General features: G+C 60.8%; 16 protein-coding genes and 1 pseudogene. 5 read left to right on the plus strand and 12 right to left on the minus strand.

Annotated features, from left to right (window positions below):
- Positions 1–29 precede the first annotated feature (29 nt).
- A complete protein-coding gene (locus FW800_RS14985) occupies positions 30–1,571 on the plus strand; it encodes an alkaline phosphatase D family protein (RefSeq protein WP_032877824.1) in 1,542 nt (513 codons plus the stop codon).
- A gap of 69 nt (positions 1,572–1,640) precedes the next feature.
- Here the strand turns inward: FW800_RS14985 and FW800_RS14990 are convergent, their stop codons facing one another.
- Entirely contained in the window at positions 1,641–4,166 is a 2,526-nt protein-coding gene (locus tag FW800_RS14990; RefSeq protein WP_446437894.1) for a PepSY domain-containing protein, read from the minus strand.
- Positions 4,167–4,302: 136 nt separating this feature from the next.
- Positions 4,303–6,603 (minus strand): TonB-dependent receptor, encoded by a 2,301-nt coding sequence (locus FW800_RS14995; RefSeq protein ID WP_446437895.1) that lies wholly within the window; start codon positions 6,601–6,603, stop codon positions 4,303–4,305.
- 205 nt (positions 6,604–6,808) lie between these two features.
- Between FW800_RS14995 and FW800_RS15000 the strand changes: the two genes are divergently transcribed.
- Entirely contained in the window at positions 6,809–7,489 is a 681-nt protein-coding gene (locus FW800_RS15000; RefSeq protein ID WP_446437896.1) for a Fe2+-dependent dioxygenase, read from the plus strand.
- A gap of 1 nt (position 7,490) precedes the next feature.
- On the plus strand, positions 7,491–8,240 hold the full coding sequence (locus FW800_RS15005; RefSeq protein WP_032877819.1) for a tetratricopeptide repeat protein: 750 nt from the start codon (positions 7,491–7,493) through the stop codon (positions 8,238–8,240).
- A 49-nt stretch (positions 8,241–8,289) separates the two neighbouring features.
- Here FW800_RS15005 and FW800_RS15010 read toward each other — a convergent pair whose 3' ends face one another.
- From FW800_RS15010 to FW800_RS15030, 5 genes are all read right to left on the minus strand, one after another.
- Positions 8,290–9,453: a type III PLP-dependent enzyme gene (locus FW800_RS15010; RefSeq protein ID WP_005784717.1), complete on the minus strand. Its 1,164-nt coding sequence runs from the start codon at positions 9,451–9,453 to the stop codon at positions 8,290–8,292.
- A gap of 474 nt (positions 9,454–9,927) precedes the next feature.
- Complete coding sequence (locus FW800_RS15015) at positions 9,928–11,085, minus strand: osmoprotectant ABC transporter ATP-binding protein OsmV (protein WP_005784718.1); 1,158 nt, start codon at positions 11,083–11,085, stop codon at positions 9,928–9,930.
- The gene (locus FW800_RS15020) at positions 11,082–11,735 is read right to left on the minus strand and encodes an ABC transporter permease (RefSeq protein WP_005784720.1); all 654 of its coding nucleotides are present in this window, start codon (positions 11,733–11,735) and stop codon (positions 11,082–11,084) included. Before FW800_RS15020 ends, FW800_RS15015 begins: the two co-directional genes overlap by 4 nt.
- A 12-nt stretch (positions 11,736–11,747) precedes the next feature.
- A complete protein-coding gene (locus tag FW800_RS15025) occupies positions 11,748–12,641 on the minus strand; it encodes a glycine betaine ABC transporter substrate-binding protein (protein ID WP_032877818.1) in 894 nt (297 codons plus the stop codon).
- A 19-nt stretch (positions 12,642–12,660) separates the two neighbouring features.
- Positions 12,661–13,377 (minus strand): ABC transporter permease, encoded by a 717-nt coding sequence (locus tag FW800_RS15030; RefSeq protein WP_004372306.1) that lies wholly within the window; start codon positions 13,375–13,377, stop codon positions 12,661–12,663.
- Between the two features lie 332 nt (positions 13,378–13,709).
- On the opposite strand from FW800_RS15030, the gene FW800_RS15035 reads away from it, so the two are divergent.
- Both FW800_RS15035 and FW800_RS15040 read left to right on the plus strand, forming a co-directional pair.
- Positions 13,710–15,293, plus strand: coding sequence for a peptide chain release factor 3 (locus FW800_RS15035; RefSeq protein ID WP_005784726.1), 1,584 nt, complete (start codon positions 13,710–13,712; stop codon positions 15,291–15,293).
- 225 nt (positions 15,294–15,518) lie between these two features.
- On the plus strand, positions 15,519–15,773 hold the full coding sequence (locus FW800_RS15040; RefSeq protein WP_032877817.1) for a hypothetical protein: 255 nt from the start codon (positions 15,519–15,521) through the stop codon (positions 15,771–15,773).
- A gap of 73 nt (positions 15,774–15,846) precedes the next feature.
- On the opposite strand, the pseudogene FW800_RS15045 reads toward FW800_RS15040, so the two are convergent.
- The 5 genes and pseudogenes from FW800_RS15045 to FW800_RS15065 all read right to left on the minus strand — a co-directional run bounded on the left by FW800_RS15045 (position 15,847) and on the right by FW800_RS15065 (position 22,319).
- Positions 15,847–18,105: pseudogene (locus tag FW800_RS15045) on the minus strand (TonB-dependent siderophore receptor).
- A 331-nt stretch (positions 18,106–18,436) separates the two neighbouring features.
- The gene (locus FW800_RS15050) at positions 18,437–19,408 is read right to left on the minus strand and encodes a peptide ABC transporter ATP-binding protein (RefSeq protein WP_005784734.1); all 972 of its coding nucleotides are present in this window, start codon (positions 19,406–19,408) and stop codon (positions 18,437–18,439) included.
- Positions 19,408–20,376: an ABC transporter ATP-binding protein gene (locus FW800_RS15055; protein WP_446437897.1), complete on the minus strand. Its 969-nt coding sequence runs from the start codon at positions 20,374–20,376 to the stop codon at positions 19,408–19,410. Before FW800_RS15055 ends, FW800_RS15050 begins: the two co-directional genes overlap by 1 nt.
- A 10-nt stretch (positions 20,377–20,386) precedes the next feature.
- Positions 20,387–21,298, minus strand: a complete 912-nt coding sequence (locus FW800_RS15060; protein ID WP_446437898.1) for an ABC transporter permease subunit — start codon at positions 21,296–21,298, stop codon at positions 20,387–20,389.
- A gap of 10 nt (positions 21,299–21,308) precedes the next feature.
- Positions 21,309–22,319 carry an ABC transporter permease subunit gene (locus FW800_RS15065; protein ID WP_003171721.1) on the minus strand — a complete coding sequence of 337 codons (1,011 nt, stop codon included), beginning with the start codon at positions 22,317–22,319 and terminating at the stop codon, positions 21,309–21,311.
- Positions 22,320–22,395 lie beyond the last annotated feature (76 nt).

Raw genomic sequence — 22,395 nt, forward strand, 5'->3', positions numbered from 1 at the left:
GCCCTTTTGATACTCAAGAGGGCACCTGCATGAGCCACTTCGATCTCGGCCGCCGCCGCGTGATGCAAGCCGTGGGCGCCGGCCTGTTGTTGCCGGGCCTGGCCCCTGCGGTGATCGCTTCGGTGAAGGACCGGCCGCAACTCACCGATGGCGTGCAATCGGGCGACCTGCTCGGCGACCGTGCGATGATCTGGAGCCGCAGCGACCGCCCCGCGAAGATGGTGGTGGAGTGGGATACGCGCAGTGTGTTCAGCAACCCCCGCCGCTTGGTTTCCCCGCTGGCCGACAGCCGCAGCGACTTTACTGCCCGTGTCGAGCTCACCGGTTTGCCGGTCGATCAGTCGATCTTCTACCGTGTTCACTTCGAAGACGCCCAGACCGGCGTCGCCAGTGAACCCTGGTTCGGTCACTTGCGCAGCGAGCCGCAACAGCGTCGCGATATCCGCTTTGTATGGAGCGGCGACACCGTTGGTCAAGGCTTCGGCATCAACCCGGAGATTGGCGGTATGCGTATCTACGAAGCCATGCGCCTGCGCCTGCCAGACTTTTTTATCCACAGCGGCGACACCATCTACGCCGACGGCCCGGTGCCCGCGCAGTTGACCACCGAAGGCGGACGTATCTGGCGCAACATCACCACCGAGGCCAAGAGCAAAGTGGCGGAAACCCTCGATGAGTATCGCGGCAATTACCGCTACAACCTGCTGGATGAAAACGTGCGCCGCTTCAATGCCCAAGTGCCGCAAATCTGGCAGTGGGACGATCATGAGGTGATCAATAACTGGTCCTCCAGCAAGCAACTGGATGAGCGTTACCAGACCCGCGACATCAATACCCTGGTCGGCCGTGCGCGGCAGGCCTGGCTGGAATATTCACCGATGCGCCGCCAGAGTGCCGACGGCGGCGGGCGTATTTATCGCAAGCTCAGTTACGGGCCGCTGCTGGACGTGTTTGTGCTGGATATGCGCAGCTATCGTGGGCCGAATGATGACAACCTGGGCGGCGAAAAACCCTTCCTCGGTCGCCAGCAACTGGACTGGCTCAAGCGCGAACTCAAGGCGTCGCAGGCGCAATGGAAGGTGATCGCCGCCGACATGCCGATCGGCCTGGGCGTGCCCGACGGTGAAGTCAGCCCCGGCGTGGCGCGTTGGGAAGCCATCGCCAATGGCGACCCCGGCCCGGCGCAAGGGCGTGAGCTGGAGATTGCCGAACTGCTTGGCTTTCTGCGTGCGCAGAAGGTGCGCAATCATGTGTGGCTGACGGCCGATGTGCACTACTGCGCGGCGCACCACTACCACCCGGACCGGGCGGCGTTCCAGGATTTCGAGCCGTTTTGGGAGTTTGTGGCAGGGCCGCTGAATGCCGGCAGCTTCGGGCCGAATCCGTTGGATAAAACCTTTGGCCCGCAAGTGGTGTTCGAGAAAGCGCCGCCTGCGCAAAACACCTCGCCGTTTGCTGGCTTTCAGTTTTTTGGTGAAGTGCAGATTGATGGGCAGACGGGGGAGTTGACCGTCATTTTGCGCGATCTCGATGGCGTTTCGGTGTTTGAGCAAAAACTGCAACCTGCCTGATTGGAATGCAGTTAAAACTGTGGGAGGGAGCAAGCCCCCTCCCACAATTGATCTTCATGGCCTGACGGGTCAGTAGACATCCCGGCGATAGCGGCCCTGTTCAATCAAGCGCTCCACCGCCTCACTGCCCAGGATATCCACCAACGCCTGATCCACCCCCGTCGCCATCCCTTGCAAACTGCCGCACACATAAATCGCCGCGCCGTCCGCCAGCCATTTGCGCAACACATCTGCCGATTCGCGCAGGCGATCCTGTACGTAGATCTTCTCTTCCTGGTCCCGCGAAAACGCCAGGTCCAGCAGCGCCAGGTCGCCACTGGCCAGCCAGCCTTGCAGTTCGTCCTGGCACAGATAATCGTGGGCGATATTGCGCTCACCAAACAGCAACCAGTTACGCTGCTGGCCATCGGCAATACGCGCCTTGAGCAGGCTGCGCAGGCCCGCAAGGCCGGTGCCGTTGCCCAGCAGGATCAACGGCACGGGAGCGTCCGGCAGGTGGAAGGCACTGTTGCGGCGCAGGCGCAGGCTGATACCCGAACCGATGGCGGCGTGTTCGGTCAGCCAGCCGGAGCCCAGGCCCAGGCTGCCGTCGGGGTGGCGTTCCTGGCGCACGATCAGTTCCAGCACGCCGTCGCTGGCAATCGAGGCGATGGAATATTCGCGCATACCCAGGGGCACCAGTGCGTCCACCAGGGCTTGGGCATGCAAGCCGACCAGGTGTGCACGGTTGTCCGGCAGTTGACGGTTGGCCAGGGCTTGATCGAGCGTTTGTGCCAAGCCGTCGATCAACACGCCGTCACTGCCGGCCAGGCCGAGGCCGTCGAGGAAATGCTCCACGGCCCACGGACAATTGCGCGGCAAGACCTCCACCAAGTCACCGGCGAGCCAGCTCTGAGGCGAGGGTGGAGTGAGACCCAGCAGGTAGACATCGGCCCCCGCGCTGCCGGGGTTGAGCAGGCGGCGTTGGCTCAACGTCCAGTTTTCGTACGGGTCTGCCTGCCAGGCTGCCGCGGATGCGTGACCGGTGAGTTGGCCCAGTTGCTGTTGCCAGGTGTGCAAGGCCACTGCGTCGCCGCTGTCGACTTCCACCGGGGCAAACAGCGGGTTGCCGCCCTGGTTGGTCAGCCAGAAATGCAGGCGCCGGGCGAAGCCACAGAAGTGTTCATACTGCCGATCACCCAGGGCCAGTACCGAGTAGTTCAAGCCTTTGAGGGGCAGGTCCTGGCCGAGCACGCTGCGCTCGAAACCACGGGCGCTGTCGGGGGCTTCGCCGTCGCCGAAGGTGCTGACCACAAACAGCGCATGTTGCGATTGGCTGAGGTCGTCGCGGCTGACGCTGCCCAGGGGCTGCACCTTGACCGCAACGCCGGCGGCCTGCAATTGCCCGGCAGTCTGCCAGGCCAACTGTTCGGCAAAGCCGCTTTGGCTGGCAAACCCGATCAGCCAGGCCGGCGCATCGCTGTGAGGGGCACTCAAACCTTGGCGGGCTTCGCGTACCTGGCGTTTCTTGCGACGACGGTCGAGGTACAACAGCCAGCCAGTGATGAAAAACAGGGGCATGAGCAGCGAGCTGACGGTGAGCACGATGCGCCCGATCAGGCCGAAATAACTGCCGGTGTGCAACGCATAGACGCTGGTCAGCAGTTGAGCCTTGAGGCTCTTGCTGGCATAGCGATCATGGGATTTGACCTCACCGGTGGCCGGGTCCAGGTTGATCTGGTTCAGCGCACGGTCATGGGGTGAATCCTTGAGCAGGTAGTACACGGTGGCCGGTTGCCCGGCGACGGCCGGCATACGGATATTGTAGGCACTCAGGTCGGGGCCGGCGTTGCTGTAGATGCTGCTCCAGATCGCCTCGTAGTTGGCCACCGGGGCAGGGCCCGGGGGGGGCGGGCCGCGTTTACGCATCCGCTCGTTCTGCGGCGCATCGGAGAGCAGTTTGGTCACGCCCTGGTTGTACCAGTCATAAGACCAGTACAACCCAGTCAATGCCGCCAGCAGATAAAACAGCAGGCACCAGGTGCCGAACACCGAGTGCAGGTCCCAGTTGAAGCTGCGGCCCTTTTTGCGCCAGTCCAGGGTCAACCATACGCGCCAGTTTTTTACCTGGCGCGGCCAGCGCAGGTACAAACCAGAGAGGCAGAAAAACACCAGGATCAGGGTGCAGGCGCCCGTGATATTGCGCCCAGTGTCGCCGATGGCGAGGAAGCGGTGCAGTTGCAGGATAAAGCCGAATACATCCTGGCCGACGGCGTCGCCCAGGTAGTCGCCGGTGTACGGGTCGAAGTAGCGCATCTGGCCACGACGCTCCCCCGGGGGCGGGGTAAAGGCGACCCGGCCGGCGTTGCCGCTGTCGCTTTCCACCCACAGCATCGCGACGCTCTTGCCTTCGGTGGCTTCCAGCTTGCGCACCAGCTCGGCAGGCGGCAGTACGCCGGCTTCGCGTTTCTGTACGTTCAATACCGTGGGGTTGAGGGCCCGCAGGATTTCATCCTGGAACGAGTACGCAGCCCCGGTGATCCCCATCAAGGCCAGCACCAGCCCGGCAGTGATGCCGAAGAACCAGTGCAACTGAAACAGGGTTTTCTTCAACACGTCGGAGCGCCTCGCTGATCTGGATATCGATGTCACGGCGCGCATTATGCCGTGGGTTATCGAGAAAAATTCTGTTTTACACACAAAAGCCCCACGCATCCGATGCGTGGGGCCTTGGGTCGAGCATTGACTGCGTTTAGAAGTGGAAGCTGGTGGTCAACAGGGCGGTACGACCGGCCGCCTGGTTGGCGAAGTGAGTGGAGAAGGCCTTGTCGTAGTAGGTCTTGTCGGTCAGGTTCTGCACGTTCAATTGCAGGTCGACGTTCTTGGTCAGCTTGTAGCTGGCCATGGCGTCGTAGCGAGTGTAGGAGGGTACGTACACGGTGTTGCCGACATCGCCGTAAACCTGATCGACATAGAAGGCACCGCCGCCGATGGTCAGCTTGGGCGTGATGTCGTAGGTGGTCCACAGGCTGAAGGAGTTCTTCGGCGTGTTGGGCATCTGGTTGCCTTTGCTGGAGCCGGTGCCCACCACGCCATTACGTCCATTGAGACCGGATTTGACCAGCTCGCTGTCCAGGTAGCTGTAGCCCGCAAACAACTGCCATTGATCTGTGATCTTGCCGCTGGCGGACAACTCGATGCCGTCGACCTGAGATTCACCGGCGTTCTGGTAGGTGAGAGCGTCCACCAGGATGCGGGTGTTTTTCTTCTCGGTGCGGAAGATAGCTGCGGTCAGAGACAGGCGATCGTGGAACAGGTCCCACTTGGTGCCCAGTTCATAGTTGACGGTTTCTTCGGGCTGCAAGTCGCTGGTGGCGGCACCGGCTGACAGTGGGTTGCCGTCGGAGCCTTCGCCGATCAGGCCACCGGCAGGCGTGGCCGAGGTCGCGTAGGAAGCGTAGATGCTGCCGTTCTCCAGCGGCTTCCACACCAGGCCGGCCTGCCAGTTGAAGAACTGGCTGTCGTCCTTGATCTTGGAGCGGCCTTTCACGGTCGGGCTCGGTACTGCGTTGGTGTTGGCCTCGGTATCGAAGGTGTCGTAACGCAGGCCCACGTTCAGCAGCCATTTCGGATCAAGCTCGATGGTGTCGAACACATAGGCGGCGCGGCTGGTGGCCTTGGTGTTGGTGCCCATGTAGTTGCGCGCGACGCTGCCGTTCCAGGCGTCGTCCGGGTTCGGGTTGCTCAGTGAGGTGCACTGGCCGCCCAGGCTGCCCTTGGCCGGGTTGCACACCGGGTTGGCGTTGGGGCTGACGGTATAGCCGCTGACACGCGTTTCTTCACCGGTGAATTCCAGGCCGGTGGAGTAGCTGTGCTTGAAACCCAGCGCCTGGAAGCTGCCAAACAGGTCGGTCTGGTTGGTGGTTGTGGTGGTCGTGGAAACACGGCTATTGGCACGACGCCATACGGTGCCGAACTTGTTGACGTTGAGTTTGCTGTCGTCCGGTTGTGTCAGCACATAGTCCTGGCCGGTGCTGCCATGGCGCAGGGTATTTTTCAGCGTCATGTTGTCGTTCAGGTCGTGCTCGATGGAGAACGTGCTGATGTCGGCGCGGGTCTTGCGGAAGTCGCGGCTTTTCAAACCGTAGAAATTGTTGCTGTCGCCGCCGTCGTTGGGTTTGTCGTGCGCGTGGGCGGTGGCGGTCGAAGAACCATAACCATACGGAATCCCCGAATCCGGCAGGTCATCGCTTTCCATATGGTAATAGCTGAGGTTGACGCGGGTCGGCGTGCCCAGGCCGAACGTCAGCGACGGGGCTACACCCCAGCGGTCGTAGTTCACCGCATCGCGGCCTGCCACGTTTTGTTCGTGGCTCATCAGGTTCAGGCGGAAGGCGGCGCTGTCGTCGAGGAACTGGCGGTTCACGTCGAGCACGTAGCGGCGGGTCTGGTCGGAGCCGTAGGTAAAGCCGCCGTTGGTGAAGTCCCGTGCTTGTGGGGTTTTGCTCACCAGGTTGAGGCTACCACCGGCCGACCCACGGCCGCCGAACGAGGAGTTCGGGCCCTTGCTGACTTCGATGGACTCGATATCGAAGATCTCGCGGCTCTGGCCGCCGGTGTCGCGCACGCCGTCCAGGTAAGTGTCGCCTTGGGCATCAAAACCACGAATGAACGGGCGATCGCCTTGGGGGTTGCCGCCTTCACCGGCGCCGAAGGTAATGCCCGGTACGGTGCGCAAGGCGTCCTGCAACGACGTGGCGGCAGTGTCCTTGAGTACTTGTTGCGGCACCACGGTGACCGAACGCGGTGTGTCCACCAGCGGCGCGGTGTATTTCTGCGACGAGGCTTTTTCCACCTGATAGGAGGTGTTGTCCTGGTCCTGGCCGGTAATGTTGGTGGCGCCGAGGGAGATAGGGTTGCGCTCGCCTTTTTGCTCGGTGTTTTCTGCTGCCTGCGCCAGGTGGGCGGCAGAGCTGGCGCTGAGGGCAACGCCGATGGCCGAGGCCAGCATACGTGGTGAACTGGCGGTTGTTATTAGCGTAGTGCGCGACATGACGTGTCCCTTCCCCAAGGATGTGAGGCCGCGGAATATAGGGCCAACAAGACTTTGTATCAATTGAGAGATATTGCTATTCGCATCGAATTTACATTCTTTACACTTTTTCGTTACGGATTTTGCGTTCTCGTTCGTCCCCGGGTTTTACAGGGCGGATAAGAATCAATACCATTGGCGCCTCTCTGATCGCAGGTATTGCCTCATGTTGCTGCACATTCCCGGCCTGTTCTCTCGCGAGGAGGTGCTGCGCATTCGCCAAGCCCTGGAAGAGGCCGAATGGGCCGATGGCAAAATCACTGCCGGGCATCAGTCCGCCAAAGCCAAGCACAACCTGCAATTGCCCGAAGGCCACCCATTGGCCAAGGAAATCGGCGCAGCCATGCTGGAGCGGTTGTGGAGCAACCCGCTGTTCATGTCGGCGGCGCTGCCGCACAAGGTCTTCCCACCGCTGATCAACTGCTATACCGCAAGTGGCAGTTTTAACTTCCATATCGACAATGCGGTGCGCCAGCCCAAAGGCAGCCACGAGCGCGTGCGCACCGACCTGTCGTCCACGCTGTTCTTCAGCGATCCCGACGAGTACGACGGCGGCGAACTGGAGATCCAGGACACCTTCGGCCTGCAACGGGTCAAGCTCCCCGCCGGCGATCTGGTGCTGTACCCCGGTTCCAGCCTGCACAAGGTCAACGCAGTGACCCGTGGTGCTCGCTATGCCTCGTTCTTCTGGACCCAAAGCCTGGTGCGCGAAGACAGCCAGCGCACCTTGCTGTTCGAAATGGACGGCGCCATCCAGCAACTGAGCCGCGACGTGCCCGAGCACCCGGCGCTGATCCAGCTCACCGGCACCTATCACAACCTCCTGCGCCGCTGGGTCGAGGTCTGAGATGGGCTTTTTATTGCGTCGCCAGGAAGTGCTCAACGTCGAGCAATTGCAGTCCATGCTTGATGATTCCCCGGTGCGCGCCGCCCAGGCGATTCTGATCGCAGCCAAGGAAGGCGTGGTCGATGCCCAGGCGTTGCTCGGGCAGATCCTGCTGGAAGGGCGCGGCATTGCACGCGATGAAGCGCTGGCGCTGCGCTGGTTCCAGATTGCGGCGCAGGGCGGGCACGTGATGGCGCGCAATATGGCCGGGCGTTGCCTGGAGCATGGTTGGGGTTGCGCCGTCGATGAGGCGGCAGCTGCGCGGCAATACCGGCTGGCAGCAGAGACCGGCCTGGATTGGGGCCAGTACAACTACGCCAACCTTCTGGCGACCGGCCGTGGCGTTGTGCAAGACCAGGCCCAGGCGCTGACGCTTTATCGCCAGGCGGCAGAGCAGGGCCACGCCAAGTCGATGAATCTGTTGGGGCGTTATCTGGAAGATGGGCAGTATTGCCCCAAGGATCTTGAGGCAGCCGTTGAATGGTACCGGCGCTCCGCCGAAGCCGGGGATTTTCGGGGGCAGTTCAGTTATGCGGCGGTGCTGGCGCACAGAGGCCAAATCGACGCTGCGCTGGAGTGGCTGCGCAAGGCGTTGGCGCATGGGAATCTCAAATTCCTGCGAACGGCGCACAAGGCGCTGGCGCTGGCCAATGAGCCGCAGATTCGCGCCATGGCCAATGCCTATCAACAGCGTGCCGCGACCTTTTCCTGAAGCCAAAAAAAACCCATGACTTGTCATGGGTTTTTTATATGCGGCGTTCTTACACGTAGAACGATTTCAACGGTGGGAACCCATTGAACTCAATCGCGCTGTAGCTGGTGGTGTACGCACCGGTCGACAGCCAGTACAAACGATCACCAATCGCCAGGTTCAGCGGTAGGCCGTACTTGTAGTTCTCGTACATGATGTCGGCGCTGTCGCAGGTTGGGCCGGCGATGACCACTTCTTCCATCTCGCCTTTCTTCTCGGTCCAGATCGGAAACTTGATGGCTTCGTCCATGGTTTCGATCAGGCCGGAGAACTTGCCCACATCCGTGTACACCCAACGCTCGACGGCGGTACGCGACTTACGGGCCACCAGCACCACTTCGCTCACCAGGATACCGGCGTTGGCGATCAGCGAACGGCCTGGCTCCAGGATGATTTCCGGCAGGTCGTCGCCGAAGTCTTCCTTGAGGAAGCGGATGATTTCTTCGGCGTAGGTTTCCAGGCTGTTGGTGCGGGTGATGTAGTTGGCCGGGAAGCCGCCGCCCATGTTGATCAGCTTCAGTTCGATGCCGTCTTCTTCTTTCAAACGCTCGAAGATCACCTTGACCTTGGCGATGGCCGCGTCCCACACGCTGATGTCGCGCTGTTGCGAGCCGACGTGGAACGAGATGCCGTAAGGCACCAGGCCCAGGTCGCGGGCGAGGATCAGCAGGTCCATGGCCATGTCGGTCTGGCAGCCGAATTTGCGCGACAAAGGCCAGTCGGCCGTGGTCGAGCCTTCGGTGAGGATGCGCACATACACTTTCGAGCCCGGCGCGGCCTTGGCGATGTTGCGCAGGTCGGCTTCGGAGTCGGTGGAGAACAGGCGCACGCCCTTCTCGTAGAAGTAGCGGATGTCCTTGGATTTCTTGATGGTGTTGCCGTAGCTGATACGGTCGGCGCTGACGCCGCGGTCCATGACCTTGTCCAGCTCGTAGATCGAGGCGATGTCGAAGCTCGAACCCTTGTCTTTCAACAGGTCGATGATCTCCACGGCCGGGTTGGCCTTGACGGCGTAATACACTTTGGCGAATTCGAAACCGGCGCGCAGGTCATCGTAGGCCTGGCTGATCATCGCGGTGTCGATCACCACGAATGGGGTTTCTTGCTTGTCGGCGAACGCCTTCATTTTGTCAAAGGTGGCGCGCGCGAAATAATCTTCGACGTTGATCGACATGCTGGGAACTCCTAGGGGCAAACTGAAATTAGCAATGGGTGCAAATGAACGTCCTCCGTATCCCCACTTTGGTTCGCCTACTTCCCAAGGCATGTCGCCGAAAGCAAAAAGGCCACGGGATAAGCTTCCCTTGGCCTTGCTGTCTCGTCGTCAGTACTTGAGCCGGATGGATCGTTTCCAGCATGGACGTTCGGCGCGAACTTTAGGGCTTGATGGGCGTGGGATCAACTAAAAATGTCGCGTTTTTGCACGCGTTCGTCGCGGGACCCAGTCCAGCTACTTATGTAACCGACCGGTGTGACGGATTGATGTTCCCTGGATGGGGTAAATCGACGGTATTTCCCTGACACATTGGAGGGCAAATGTGGGAGGGGGCTTGCTCCCGATAGCGGTGTGTCAGTGACTGATGAAGTGACTGACACGCCGCTATCGGGAGCAAGCCCCCTCCCACATTTTTATCCCTGTTGTATCAGGTCAGGCCAGGGCGGTCTCGGCCGGCGAGACAATACTGGTCTTGCCCCCACGGGACTTGCCAGAGCTCAGGTACTCGGCAATCGACTCCTGAGTCACTTCACCCAGGAACACCCGCTCGGCATCCATCACCGGCAACCACGAGCGGTTGAACTCATACATGCGCGACAGCAGGATGCGCAAATGCTCGTCGTAGGCAGCGGTGGCGTTGAACTCGCGCAGGTACTGGCCGCAGGTACCGGTCTGACGGTGTAAGTCGCGACGGCGCACATACCCCAGTGCCTTGTTCTCGGCACAGGTGACCACCACATAGCGGCGGTCGTGCTCGTCCATCAGCTCCAGCGCATCGGCCACCGGGGTTTCCGGGCTGACCGACGGGGCGTTGTCCGCCGCGTCTTCGGCCTTCACCAATAGCAGGCGCTTGAGCGTGCTGTCCTGACCCACGAAGTTGCTCACGAACTCGTCGGCCGGGTGCGCCAGCAGCGTGTCCGGGTGGTCGATCTGCAACAGCTTGCCGGCACGGAAGATGGCGATCTTGTCACCCAGCTTGATGGCTTCGTCGATGTCGTGGCTGACCATGATCACGGTCTTGTTCAGCGCGCGCTGCATCTCGAAGAACTCGTTCTGGATCATCTCGCGGTTGATCGGGTCGACCGCGCCGAACGGCTCATCCATCAGCAACAGCGGCGCATCGGCCGCCAGCGCACGGATCACGCCGATACGCTGTTGCTGGCCACCGGACAGCTCACGTGGGTAGCGATGCAGGTACTGCTTGGGTTCCAGCTTGATCATGCTCATCAGTTCGCGGGCGCGGTCGTGGCATTTTTGCTTGTCCCAACCGAGCAGCTTGGGCACGACCACGATGTTTTCCTCGATGGTCATGTTGGGAAACAGGCCGATCTGCTGGATTACATAGCCGATGTTGCGACGCAGGGTCACTTCGTCCAGGTCAGTGGTGTCTTCACCGTTGATCAGGATCTTGCCCGAGGAGGGCTTGATCAGGCGGTTGATCATCTTCAGCGTGGTGCTCTTGCCGCAGCCCGAGGGCCCCAGGAATACGCAAATTTCGCCTTCGTTGACGGTCAGGCTTACATCGTTGACGGCGGTGACAGTCTTGCCGTTGCTTTGAAAAGTCTTGGACAGGTTTTGAAGTTCGATCATTTGAGCAATCCTTTTGGAGTCAGCGAGCGTTGCAGCCATTGCAGAAGCAGGTCGGCGAAGATGGCCAGGAGACTGACCAGCACGGCGCCGACAATCAGCATCGACATATCGCTGCGGCTGATGGAAGCCAGAATAAGTACACCCAGGCCACCGGCACCGATGGTGGCGGCGATGGTCATCACACCGATATTCATCACGACGGCGGTGCGCACGCCAGCGAGGATCACCGGCACGGCAATCGGCAGTTCGACCATGCGCAGGCGCTGGCCGAAGGTCATGCCGATGCCTTTGGCGGCCTCGCGAATGCCTGGCTCAACGCCGGTGAGGGCCAGGTAGGTGTTACGCATGATTGGCAGCAGGGAGTACAGGAACACGGCGGTGATCGCCGGCATCGGCCCCAGGCCCTGGCCGAACTTGGAGTAGAACGGCAACAGCAGCCCGAACAGCGCAATGGATGGCACGGTCAGCAACACCGTGGCGCTGGCTTGCAAGGGACCTGCGAGGGTTGGGAAGCGCGTCATCAGAATACCCAGGGGCACGCCGATAAAGATCGCGAGGATCACGGCGATGCCGACCAGGGTGATGTGCTGCCAGGTCAGGTGCAGGACTTGGGCCCAATCAAGATGGGAAAAGGCGTTCAAAAATTCCATGTCTTCTCCTTCTTAGTTGATCGGATGTTGGCGCAGGAAATCGGCGGCGACAGCGGACGGGCTTTCGTGGTCGACGTCGACCCGCGCATTCAGCTCGCGCATGGTTGCGTCGTCGAACAGCTCGGCCAAGGGCTTGAGCTCTGCGGCCAATTGAGGATGCTGGTCGAGATATTCCTGACGGATCACCGGAGCTGCGGTGTAGTCCGGGAAGTAATGCTTGTCGTCGGCCAGCAGCTTCAATTTGAACGCGTTCAGGCGGCCATCGGTGGTGTAGACCAGACCGGCAAACACCTGGCCATTACGCAGGGCGGTGTAGACCAGGCCAGCGTCCATCTGCCGGGTGTTTTTGCGCGTGAGGTTCATGTCATACAACTTGACCATGCCGCCCATGCCGTCGGAACGGTTGGCGAACTCGGTGTCGAGGGCCACCAGGCGGTTTTCCTTGGTGTCCTCGGCCAGGGCTTTGGTCAGGTCGCTGATGCTGTTGATCTGCGGAAATTCCTTGGCCACGTTTTCCGGCAGTGCCAGCGCGTAGGTGTTGCTGAATTTCGACGGCGAGAGCCAGACCAAGCCTTTTTTCGCGTCGAGTTCTTTCACCCGGGCGTAGGACTGTTCGCTGTCGAGCTTCTCGTCGATGTGGTTATAGGCCACCAGCGATACGCCGGTGTATTCCCAGATCAGATCCAGTTGCCCGCTTTCCTGGGCACTGCGTGCCAGGTTGCTGCCCAGGCCACCCGTCACACGGGCGTCGTAACCCTTGGTGCGCAGGTACTGGGAGGTGATTTCGGCGAGCAGGGTCTGCTCGGTGAACACTCGGGCGCCAATGCGAATCACCGGTTTTTCAGCGGCTTGCGCAATACCTGCAAACAGCAGGACGCAGCCTAATATCAAGCTTAGTTTTTTCATGTCGATTCCTTTCCTGGCGTTAAGACGGGCGCAACCCGCGTTCCAGCCAGAGGCGGCTGGCCATGGTCACCAGGCCGTCAAGCAGCAATGCCAGCAGCGCGGTGCATGCAGCGCCGAGCAGCAGTTGCGGCTGGTTGTTCAGGGCAATGCCGGGGAAGATCAGGCTGCCCAGGCTGTTGGCACCAATCAGGAACGCCAGTGGCGCGGTACCGACGTTGATCGCCAGGGCCACACGTACACCGCCGATGATGATCGGCACGGCGTTGGGCAGTTCCACGCGAAACAGCACCTGGCGCGGCGTCATGCCGATGCCGGTGGCGGCTTCCTTGAGGGAACCCTGGACGTTTTTCAAGCCTTCGTAGGTGTTGCGCACGATGGGCAGGAGGGAGGCGAGAAACAGCGCGAAGATGGCCGGGCCGCTGCCGATGCCGAGGACGCCGAGGGCGATGGCCAGTACGGCCAGGGGAGGGACGGTGTTGCCGATGTTGAAGATCTGCATGAAACGTTCTGCACGCCCAACCATGTTGGGTCGGCTGAGCAGGATACCAGCGGGGATGCCCACAATCAGGGCTGCCAGCATGGAGACTAGGACAAGAATCAGGTGAGCTTGCAGGTAAAACAACAAATCGTCGCGGTACAGTTCGATCGTGTTGATGCCGATCCAGTGGACCAGCAGGGCCAGGAGCGCGACGACAACCGCGCCTCCTATCAGCCCTTTGCCATAGCGAATAGCCACAGGCGGACTCCTTTTTTTCTTTTGTCGGCGAACACATTCTCCGGCGGCAATGCCATTCCTGGCTGTCGGCGAATAGGTTCGCGAAAAGCAGCTCGCCGATACTGGCAATGCAGTATGCGATCAAGCCATGAGCGCAGCCTCGTCAGGCTAACTTGCTGATATTTCAGCCCCTGTTCCGAGTGCGGTAGCAGGGGAGTGGACGTCTCGACCTTTTAAAAGGTTCCACACTTGGGCGCATTTAGCCACTCCCAATGGGCTCAACGGTGGTCCGTACCCTCGCGTTTGCGCTATACTCGCCGCCCTTTTTTGACTCACCTGCCAGGCGATTTCCCATGACCCACCAGGCCGCCGAAGTCGCGAAACGCCGCACTTTCGCCATTATTTCCCACCCCGATGCCGGTAAAACCACCATCACCGAAAAGCTGTTGCTGATGGGCAAGGCGATCGCGGTAGCCGGCACGGTGAAATCGCGCAAATCCGACCGCCATGCCACCTCCGACTGGATGGAGATGGAAAAACAACGGGGTATTTCCATTACCACGTCGGTCATGCAATTCCCGTATCGCGACCACATGGTCAACCTGCTCGACACCCCGGGCCACGAAGACTTCTCCGAAGATACCTACCGCACCCTGACGGCGGTGGACTCGGCATTGATGGTCCTCGACGGCGGTAAGGGCGTTGAGCCACGTACCATTGCGCTGATGGACGTTTGCCGCCTGCGTGACACGCCGATCGTCAGCTTCATCAACAAACTCGACCGTGATATCCGCGACCCGATCGAGTTGCTGGATGAAATCGAAGCCGTCCTGAAGATCAAGGCCGCGCCGATTACCTGGCCGATTGGTTGCTATCGCGACTTCAAGGGCGTGTACCACCTGGCCGACGACTACATCATTGTCTATACCGCCGGCCATGGTCACGAACGTACCGAAACCAAGATCATCGAAAAGCTCGACTCGGACGAAGCCCGCGCCCATCTGGGTGACGAGTACGACCGTTTTGTCGACCAACTGGAACTGGTGCAGGGCGCCTGCCACGAATTCAACCAGCAGGAATTCCTCGACGGCCAGTTGACCCCGGTGTTCTTCGGTACCGCCTTGGGCAACTTCGGCGTCGACCACGTGCTCGACGCGGTAGTGGATTGGGCCCCACGCCCGCTGGCCCGTGTCGCCAACGAGCGTACCGTGGAACCGGTGGAAGAGAAATTCACCGGCTTCGTGTTCAAGATCCAGGCGAACATGGACCCTAAGCACCGCGACCGTATCGCCTTCATGCGCATCTGCTCCGGCAAATACGAAAAAGGCATGAAGATGCGCCACGTGCGTACCGGCAAGGACGTGCGCATCGGCGACGCGCTGACGTTCTTCTCCTCCGAGCGTGAACAGCTCGAAGAAGCCTACGCCGGCGACATCATCGGCCTGCACAACCACGGCACCATCCAGATCGGCGACACCTTCACCGAAGGCGAAGCGCTGGGCTTTACCGGTATCCCGCACTTCGCCCCGGAACTGTTCCGCCGCGTGCGCCTGCGCGACCCGCTCAAGTCCAAGCAACTGCGCCAAGGCTTGCAGCAATTGGCCGAAGAAGGTGCCACCCAGGTGTTCTTCCCTGAGCGCAGCAACGACATCATCCTCGGCGCCGTGGGTGTGCTGCAGTTCGACGTGGTCGCCAGTCGCTTGAAAGAGGAATACAAAGTGGAGTGCTCCTACGAGCCGATCACCGTGTATTCGGCGCGCTGGATCGAGTGCAGCGATAAGAAGAAGCTGGAAGAGTTCTCCAACAAGGCGGTGGAAAACCTCGCGGTCGACGGCGGTGGTCACCTGACCTACCTGGCGCCGACCCGGGTCAACCTGGCGTTGATGGAAGAGCGCTGGCCGGATGTGAAATTCCGCGCGACCCGCGAACACCACTAAGGTCTGAGCGTTTCAGAGAATGTGGGAGGGGGCTTGCCCCCGATAGCGGTGTGTCAGCCAGTGTATTGGGCTCTGACACTCCGCAATCGGGAGCAAGCCCCTCCCACATTTTGATCTCCAAAAGGCTGGAGATTGGCGGTAATCCGGCATCGCGACTAGCGTAAACGCTGGTGGCAGTTAATGACTGCCGTGCGGGTCTTATTTACTGACTGGACGGAATCAACCATGAGTATTTTTCAACGCGTAGTGCTGTTGATGAAGGTGCTGGTGCTGTTGTCGTTGGGGATGTCGACGGCCTGGGCGCATAACCCGGTGCAGAGCGTAGGGGTGGTGACGAGTGGCCAGGCATCGGACTTGCAGTTGGCCAAGTCCGAAGCCGAACCAGGCGATCAAGGCCAGGGCGGCAGCGAGGGTGATGATGACTCGACTACCGACGAGCCTGACAGCGACGACGCAGATGAAGGCGACAGCCAGACGTAGGCTTGCTGAAAAGAACGCGCCTCCCGTCAGGCTATAGCTGGCGGAAGGCGCTTTTCAGACCTCCGGCGGTGACTTAGAACGAGGTGGTCACCGACGCGAAATAAGCCCGGCCCGGCTCGTTATAGGTCTGGGCACCGGCATCCTCGGCATTGCCTTTGCGTGACAGGCGCTTGTCCAGCAGGTTGTTGATACCGACACGCACGCTCAAGTTTTTGCTGAACTCATAACCACTGCTCAGTCCCATCAGCCCATACGGGTCGACATCCTGCTGGGCGCTGCGGTCATAGCTGTTGGCGCTGCGTGAGTTGAGTGTCGGTGCTTCCTGCTTGCCTTAGTAGGTGCCGCTGACCTGGAAGGACAGCTTGTCGGTGGCTTGCCAGTCCAGCGTGGTGTTGACGGTATACTTGGGGATGATGCTCAACGGCTCGCCGGTGTCTTTGTCCTTGGAGTCGATCATGTAGGTCAGGTTGGTGTTCCAGTCCAGATCGCTGCGCAGGCTTACGAACAGGTTGCCTTCAACCCCCTGCACCAGCGCGGGCCCGCTGTTTTCCCACTCCAGTACGCGGCGACCATTGCCCAGGCGGAAAGCCGCCTCGTTACTGGCATTGATCTTGTTCTTGTAGTCATTACGGAAGTACGTCGCGCTGGTACGCCAGGTACCCTTGTCGAAGGCCAGGCCGATTTCCTTGTTGACGCTGATTTCCGGCTTCAGGTCGCGATTACCCACCAGGTAACAACCGCCCATATTGGCTTCGCTGGCGTTGCAGCCGTTGCCACGGCTGTACAGCAAATAGTTCGGGTTGGACTGGTACAGGTTGGGGGTCTTGTAGGCACGGGCGATACCGCCCTTGAGGCTCAGTTCATCGGTCAACTGGTGCGAGGCGTTGAAGCTGGGGCTCCAGTTGCCGCCGAATTCTTCATGGTCGTCGTAGCGCAGGCCTGGGGTGATGATGGTCTTGCTGCCCAGTTCGATGTTGTCCTCGGCAAACAAGGCATAGCTCGATGCGGTGGTCTTGGTGCTGTTGCGGCTGACGCCGGGGATGGCGGGGACGCCGCCGGTGCCCGGGTCATAAGTTTGCGGGCGCAACGAGCCTGGATCGTTCATCGACTCGTAGAGGTATTCGCTGCCCAGGGTCAGGACTTGTTCGGCACCGAAGCTCAGGGGCAGGTTGACCTCGGCGGTGGCCCGGGTGTTACGCAGCCGTGATTCGAAACGCCCGGCGCTGGCCGAAGGCGCGCCCTCGCCGGATCCGGCCAGGCCTTCGTTGAGACGCTCATTGCGGGTCAGGTCGTGGGTCAGCGAGGCCAGGGTCGAGCCCCAGTCAAATTCACCACGGTGGGTTGCAGAGAAGCTGCTGCGTTGAATCACACTAGTTTCCTTGCCCACCAGGCTTTCAACGAATGCGCCACCGCCATTGAGCATGGTGTCGCCGGCAAAAATATTACCCTGGCGGCTGTAGCTGGCTTCCAGGTCGAGGGTTTGCTCTGGGGTGAATTGCCAGCTCAGCAAGCCGTTCACGTCTTTATTGCGTACGCCTTCGCGTCCGGCCACCAGCGAATCTGGAGTGGCTTGGGCTGCGCGGTTGATGTCGGCGTCATCCGCGTCGGTTTTGTTCAGTCCGCCATAGACACGGAATGCGAGACTGTCGGTCAGCGGGCCGCTGAGGTTGAAGTTGGTGCGCTTGCTCGCGCCTTCGGCATCGTTTTCGGGGAAGGCGGTGTAGGCGGTCAGCGAACCGTGCAATTGATCGGTCGGGCGTTTGGTGATGATGTTGATCACCCCGCCCATGGCCCCGGAGCCATAACGAGCGGCGGCCGGGCCGCGCAGGATTTCAATACGCTCGACTTCTTCGGCCGGCACCCAGTTGGTTTCGCCACGGGTATCACGGTCACCGCTCCAGCCATAACGCACGGCGTTGCGCGAGGTGGAGGGTTTGCCATCGATCAGGATCAGGGTGTTTTCCGGGCCCATTCCGCGTAGGTCGATCTGACGGTTATTGCCACGGCTGCCACTGGAACTGTTGCCGGTCAGGTTGACGCCTGGCTCGCGGCGGATGATCTCCGACAGGTCGTTGCTGGGCGGGCGTTTCTTGATGTCTTCGGCGGTGATGATCGACACGCCGGGCGCTTGCTTGAGTTCTTCGGCAGCGGTGCCCAAAACACGCGTCTCGCCCAACACCAAGGCTTGGGAGGTGCCATCTACAGGCAGGTCCGTTGCCTGGATCGGTACTTTATCGCGCTCTTTTTCCACACTCTCCGCCAGCAGCGCGGGAGACGAAAGGGTAGCGATAAACGCCAGCGATAGATGGCTGAGCCTGAATTGAGACGACATGTCCACAAAGTCCTTTACGAGGGGCGATTGAACGAGAGGCGTCTGAATTTTTCGCGTAGCCAACCGTGGCTTGGCAGCCAGTATCCAGCGCCCTCTTTGCGCCGTGATGGTATTGATTCTCAAACAAAAGTAAATTTCATTTACAATCTATACACTTTCCAGAGGGCTCTGGCGCAATGTTTTCAAGGCCGGAGGCATTGAAAGGCGCAGGTCCATCTGTATTTTCTTTGCTACAAATGCGCAAAAAAAAGCCCGTCCGGCCAGACTGATGCGCAATCTGGCGGGAAGGGCGATGGAACTCATTGAAGCTGCAGTTCCTACAAGGGAGGCGTCAGGCCACGAATTGCTCCGCGTAGTGGCAAGCCACCTGCCGATTATCCAATGGTCGCAACAGCGGCTCCTCGCTGCTGCAGCGCTCGGTCGCATACGGGCAGCGCTTGTGGAACGCGCAGCCAGGTGGCGGGTTCAGCGGGTTGGGCAGTTCGCCGACGATTTTGATCTTCGGCTTGTTCGGGTCCGGGTGAATGGTCGGTGTGGCCGACAGCAGCGCCTGCGTGTAGGGGTGCAGCGGGCGGGCGTAGATGTCTTCCTTGGGGCCTACTTCCACCGGGCGGCCGAGGTACATCACCATCACGTCGTCGGCGACGTGTTGCACCACTGCCAGGTTGTGGGAGATGAACACGTAGGCGGTGTTGAATTCCTGCTGCAAATCCATGAACAGGTTGAGCACCTGGGCCTGGATCGACACGTCCAGCGCCGAGGTCGGTTCGTCCGCCACCAACACTTTGGGTTGCAGCATCATCGCCCGAGCCAGGGCGATACGTTGGCGCTGACCACCGGAGAACATGTGCGGGTAGCGCTGATAATGCTCAGGGCGCAGGCCCACTTGCTTCATCATCGCCTGGACTTTTTCGCGGCGCTCGGCAGCGGACAGGTTGGTGTTGATCAGCAACGGCTCCGCCAGTTGATCACCGACTTTCTGGCGTGGGTTCAACGACGCATACGGGCTTTGGAACACCATCTGCACGTCTTTACGCAATTGCTTGCGCTGGGCCTTGTCGGCACCGGCCACTTCCTGACCGGCAATTTTCAAGGAGCCCGAAGACGGCTCTTCAATCAACGTGAGGGCGCGGGCCAGGGTGGATTTGCCGCAACCCGACTCGCCCACAACCGCGAGGGTCTTGCCGGCTTCCAGCTCAAAGGACACGCCATTGAGAGCACGCACGGTGGCGTGGCCCTTGAACAGGCCACGGGACACTTCATAGTGACGGGTGAGGTCGCGGGCGGTAAGTACGACGGCCATTACGCCACCTCCTGGTTCAGCGGGTAGAAGCAGCGGGCGAGGCTGTTGCTTTTCGGATCAAGGCTTGGACGCTGGGCGCGGCAGGAGTCCTGCACATACGGGCAGCGCGGTGACAGCAAGCAGCCCTGCGGACGGTCATAGCGGCCTGGCACGATGCCCGGCAGCGTGGCCAGGCGCGTGGCGCCGAGGCTGTGCTCCGGGATCGCCTTGAGCAGCGCTTCGCTGTACGGGTGCGCCGGGATGTCGAACAGTTGCGGCACCTGGCCGACTTCCACCGCTTGGCCTGCGTACATCACGCATACGCGCTGGGCGGTTTCAGCCACTACCGCGAGGTCGTGAGTGATCAGCACCAGGCCCATGTCCTGCTCTTTTTGCAGGGCCAGCAGCAGTTCCATGATCTGCGCCTGGATGGTCACGTCCAACGCAGTGGTTGGTTCATCGGCGATCAGCAACTTGGGCTCGCCGGCAATCGCCATGGCGATTGCCACGCGTTGGCTCATACCGCCGGACAACTGGTGCGGGTAGGCATCCATACGGCTGGCGGCGCCTGGAATCTCGACTTTTTCCAGCAGTTCGATAGCCCGCTTGCGCGCTTGTTTGCCGGACATTTTCAAATGCAAGCGCAGCACTTCTTCAATCTGGAAACCCACGGTGTAGCTGGGGTTCAGCGCGGTCATCGGGTCCTGGAACACCATCGCCAGGTCTTTGCCGACGATCTGGCGGCGCTGGCGGTTGCTCAGCTTGAGCATGTCCTTGCCGTCGAAGTTCAGCGCATCGGCGGTAACGATGCCGGGATGCTCGATCAGGCCCATCAGCGCCATCATGGTCACGGATTTACCCGAGCCCGACTCGCCAACGATCGCCAGTACTTCGCCTTTGTCGACCGACAGGTCGAGGCCGTCGACCACCGGTACGGCGGTCTTGTCGCCGAAGCGCACGTTGAGATTCTTGATTTCTAACAGTGACATGGGAATCTCCTCAGGCGGCGTTCTTGAGTTTCGGGTCCAGCGCATCGCGCAGGCCGTCACCCATCAAGTTGATTGCCAGCACGCTGAGCAAAATGGTCAAGCCAGGCAGGCTCACGACCCACCAGGCGCGTTCGATGTAGTCACGGGCCGAAGCCAGCATGGTGCCCCACTCGGGGGTTGGCGGTTGTACGCCAAGGCCGAGGAAGCCCAGGGCCGCGGCATCGAGAATCGCCGAGGAAAAGCTCAAGGTCGCTTGTACGATCAGCGGCGCCATGCAGTTAGGCAGCACGGTGATGAACATCAGGCGTGGCAGGCCGGCGCCGGCAAGGCGGGCGGCGGTCACGTAGTCGCGGTTCAGTTCGCCCATCACTGCGGCGCGGGTCAGGCGCACGTAGGACGGCAGCGACACGATAGCGATGGCGATCACGGTGTTGATCAGGCCAGGGCCGAGGATCGCGACAATGGCTACAGCCAGCAGCAGCGACGGCAGGGCCAGCATGATGTCCATCAGACGCATGATGGTCGGGCCAAGCAAGCGCGGGAAGAACCCGGCGAACAGGCCCAGCAGGATGCCCGGGATCAGCGACATCACCACCGACGACAAGCCGATCAGCAACGACAGGCGCGAACCCTGGATCAGGCGCGAGAGCAAGTCACGCCCCAGTTCGTCGGTGCCGAGCAGGAACTGCATCTGCCCGCCCTCCAGCCACACCGGTGGGGTCAGCAGGAAGTCGCGGTATTGCTCGCTGGGGTTATGCGGCGCAACCCAGGGGGCGAAGATCGCGCAGAACACGATCAGCAACATGAACAGCAGGCCGGCAACCGCGCCCTTGTTCTTGGAGAAGGCTTGCCAGAATTCTTTGTACGGGGACGGGTACAGCAGGCTCTGATCGACTGCTGACACTGGAGTAGAGGTAGTCATGGTCATGATCTCAGCGCTGGTGACGGATGCGTGGGTTGGCGAAGCCGTAGAGGATATCCACCACGAAGTTCACCAGGATCACCAGGCAGGCGATCAGCAGAATGCCGTTTTGCACCACCGGGTAGTCCCGCGCGCCAATGGCTTCGATCAGCCATTTGCCGATGCCGGGCCACGAGAAGATGGTTTCGGTCAGTACCGCACCGGCCAGCAGCGTGCCGACTTGCAGGCCGACCACGGTCAGTACCGGGATCAGCGCGTTGCGCAGGCCGTGCACGAATACCACGCGCGCCGGCGACAGGCCCTTGGCCTTGGCGGTGCGGATGTAGTCCTCGCGCAGTACTTCAAGCATCGATGAGCGGGTCATCCGTGCGATCACCGCCAGCGGGATGGTGCCCAGCACGATAGCCGGCAGGATCAGGTGGTGCAGGGCGTCCCAGAACGCGTCCGGCTCGTCGGCCAGCAGGGTGTCGATCAACATGAAACCGGTGCGCGGCTCGATGTCGTAGAGCAGGTCGATACGCCCGGAAACCGGGGTCCAGCCCAGGCTCACCGAGAAGAACATGATCAGGATCAGGCCCCACCAGAAGATCGGCATCGAATAGCCCGCCAGGGAGATGCCCATCACCCCATGGTCGAACAGGGATCCTCGTTTGAGTGCCGCGATCACCCCGGCCAACAGGCCCAGGATACCGGCGAACAACAGGGCGGCCATGGACAGTTCCAGGGTCGCAGGGAAAAGGGCGGTGAACTCGGTCCACACGCTGGTGCGGGTGCGCAGCGATTCGCCAAGGTCGCCCTGGGCGAGCTTGCCGACGTAATCCAGGTATTGCGCATACAGCGGCTTGTTAAGGCCAAGGCGCTCCATTGCCTGGGCGTGCATTTCGGGGTCAACCCGCCGCTCGCCCATCATGACTTCTACGGGGTCGCCTGGAATCATGCGAATCAACGCAAAGGTCAGCAACGTGATGCCGAAGAACGTGGGGATCAATAACCCCAGTCGGCGGGCAATAAAACTAAACATCTTGGTGTGTACCTCAATCAGCCGGTTAGGCAGGTTCGGCACCGTCAATGTCGACGGTGCCGAGCGTTTTTCTTAT

The sequence above is a fragment of the Pseudomonas sp. 910_23 genome (assembly GCF_052850795.1).

Excerpts from the sequence above, each read along its gene's own strand:
- FW800_RS14985 (WP_032877824.1), top strand. The coding sequence starts at position 30 with ATGAGCCACTTCGATCTCGGCCGCCGCCGCGTGATGCAAGCCGTGGGC.
- FW800_RS14995 (WP_446437895.1), bottom strand. The coding sequence starts at position 6,603 with ATGTCGCGCACTACGCTAATAACAACCGCCAGTTCACCACGTATGCTG.
- FW800_RS15000 (WP_446437896.1), top strand. The coding sequence starts at position 6,809 with ATGTTGCTGCACATTCCCGGCCTGTTCTCTCGCGAGGAGGTGCTGCGC.
- FW800_RS15005 (WP_032877819.1), top strand. The coding sequence starts at position 7,491 with ATGGGCTTTTTATTGCGTCGCCAGGAAGTGCTCAACGTCGAGCAATTG.
- FW800_RS15010 (WP_005784717.1), bottom strand. The coding sequence starts at position 9,453 with ATGTCGATCAACGTCGAAGATTATTTCGCGCGCGCCACCTTTGACAAA.
- FW800_RS15015 (WP_005784718.1), bottom strand. The coding sequence starts at position 11,085 with ATGATCGAACTTCAAAACCTGTCCAAGACTTTTCAAAGCAACGGCAAG.
- FW800_RS15020 (WP_005784720.1), bottom strand. The coding sequence starts at position 11,735 with ATGGAATTTTTGAACGCCTTTTCCCATCTTGATTGGGCCCAAGTCCTG.
- FW800_RS15025 (WP_032877818.1), bottom strand. The coding sequence starts at position 12,641 with ATGAAAAAACTAAGCTTGATATTAGGCTGCGTCCTGCTGTTTGCAGGT.
- FW800_RS15035 (WP_005784726.1), top strand. The coding sequence starts at position 13,710 with ATGACCCACCAGGCCGCCGAAGTCGCGAAACGCCGCACTTTCGCCATT.
- FW800_RS15040 (WP_032877817.1), top strand. The coding sequence starts at position 15,519 with ATGAGTATTTTTCAACGCGTAGTGCTGTTGATGAAGGTGCTGGTGCTG.
- FW800_RS15050 (WP_005784734.1), bottom strand. The coding sequence starts at position 19,408 with ATGGCCGTCGTACTTACCGCCCGCGACCTCACCCGTCACTATGAAGTG.
- FW800_RS15055 (WP_446437897.1), bottom strand. The coding sequence starts at position 20,376 with ATGTCACTGTTAGAAATCAAGAATCTCAACGTGCGCTTCGGCGACAAG.
- FW800_RS15060 (WP_446437898.1), bottom strand. The coding sequence starts at position 21,298 with ATGACTACCTCTACTCCAGTGTCAGCAGTCGATCAGAGCCTGCTGTAC.
- FW800_RS15065 (WP_003171721.1), bottom strand. The coding sequence starts at position 22,319 with ATGTTTAGTTTTATTGCCCGCCGACTGGGGTTATTGATCCCCACGTTC.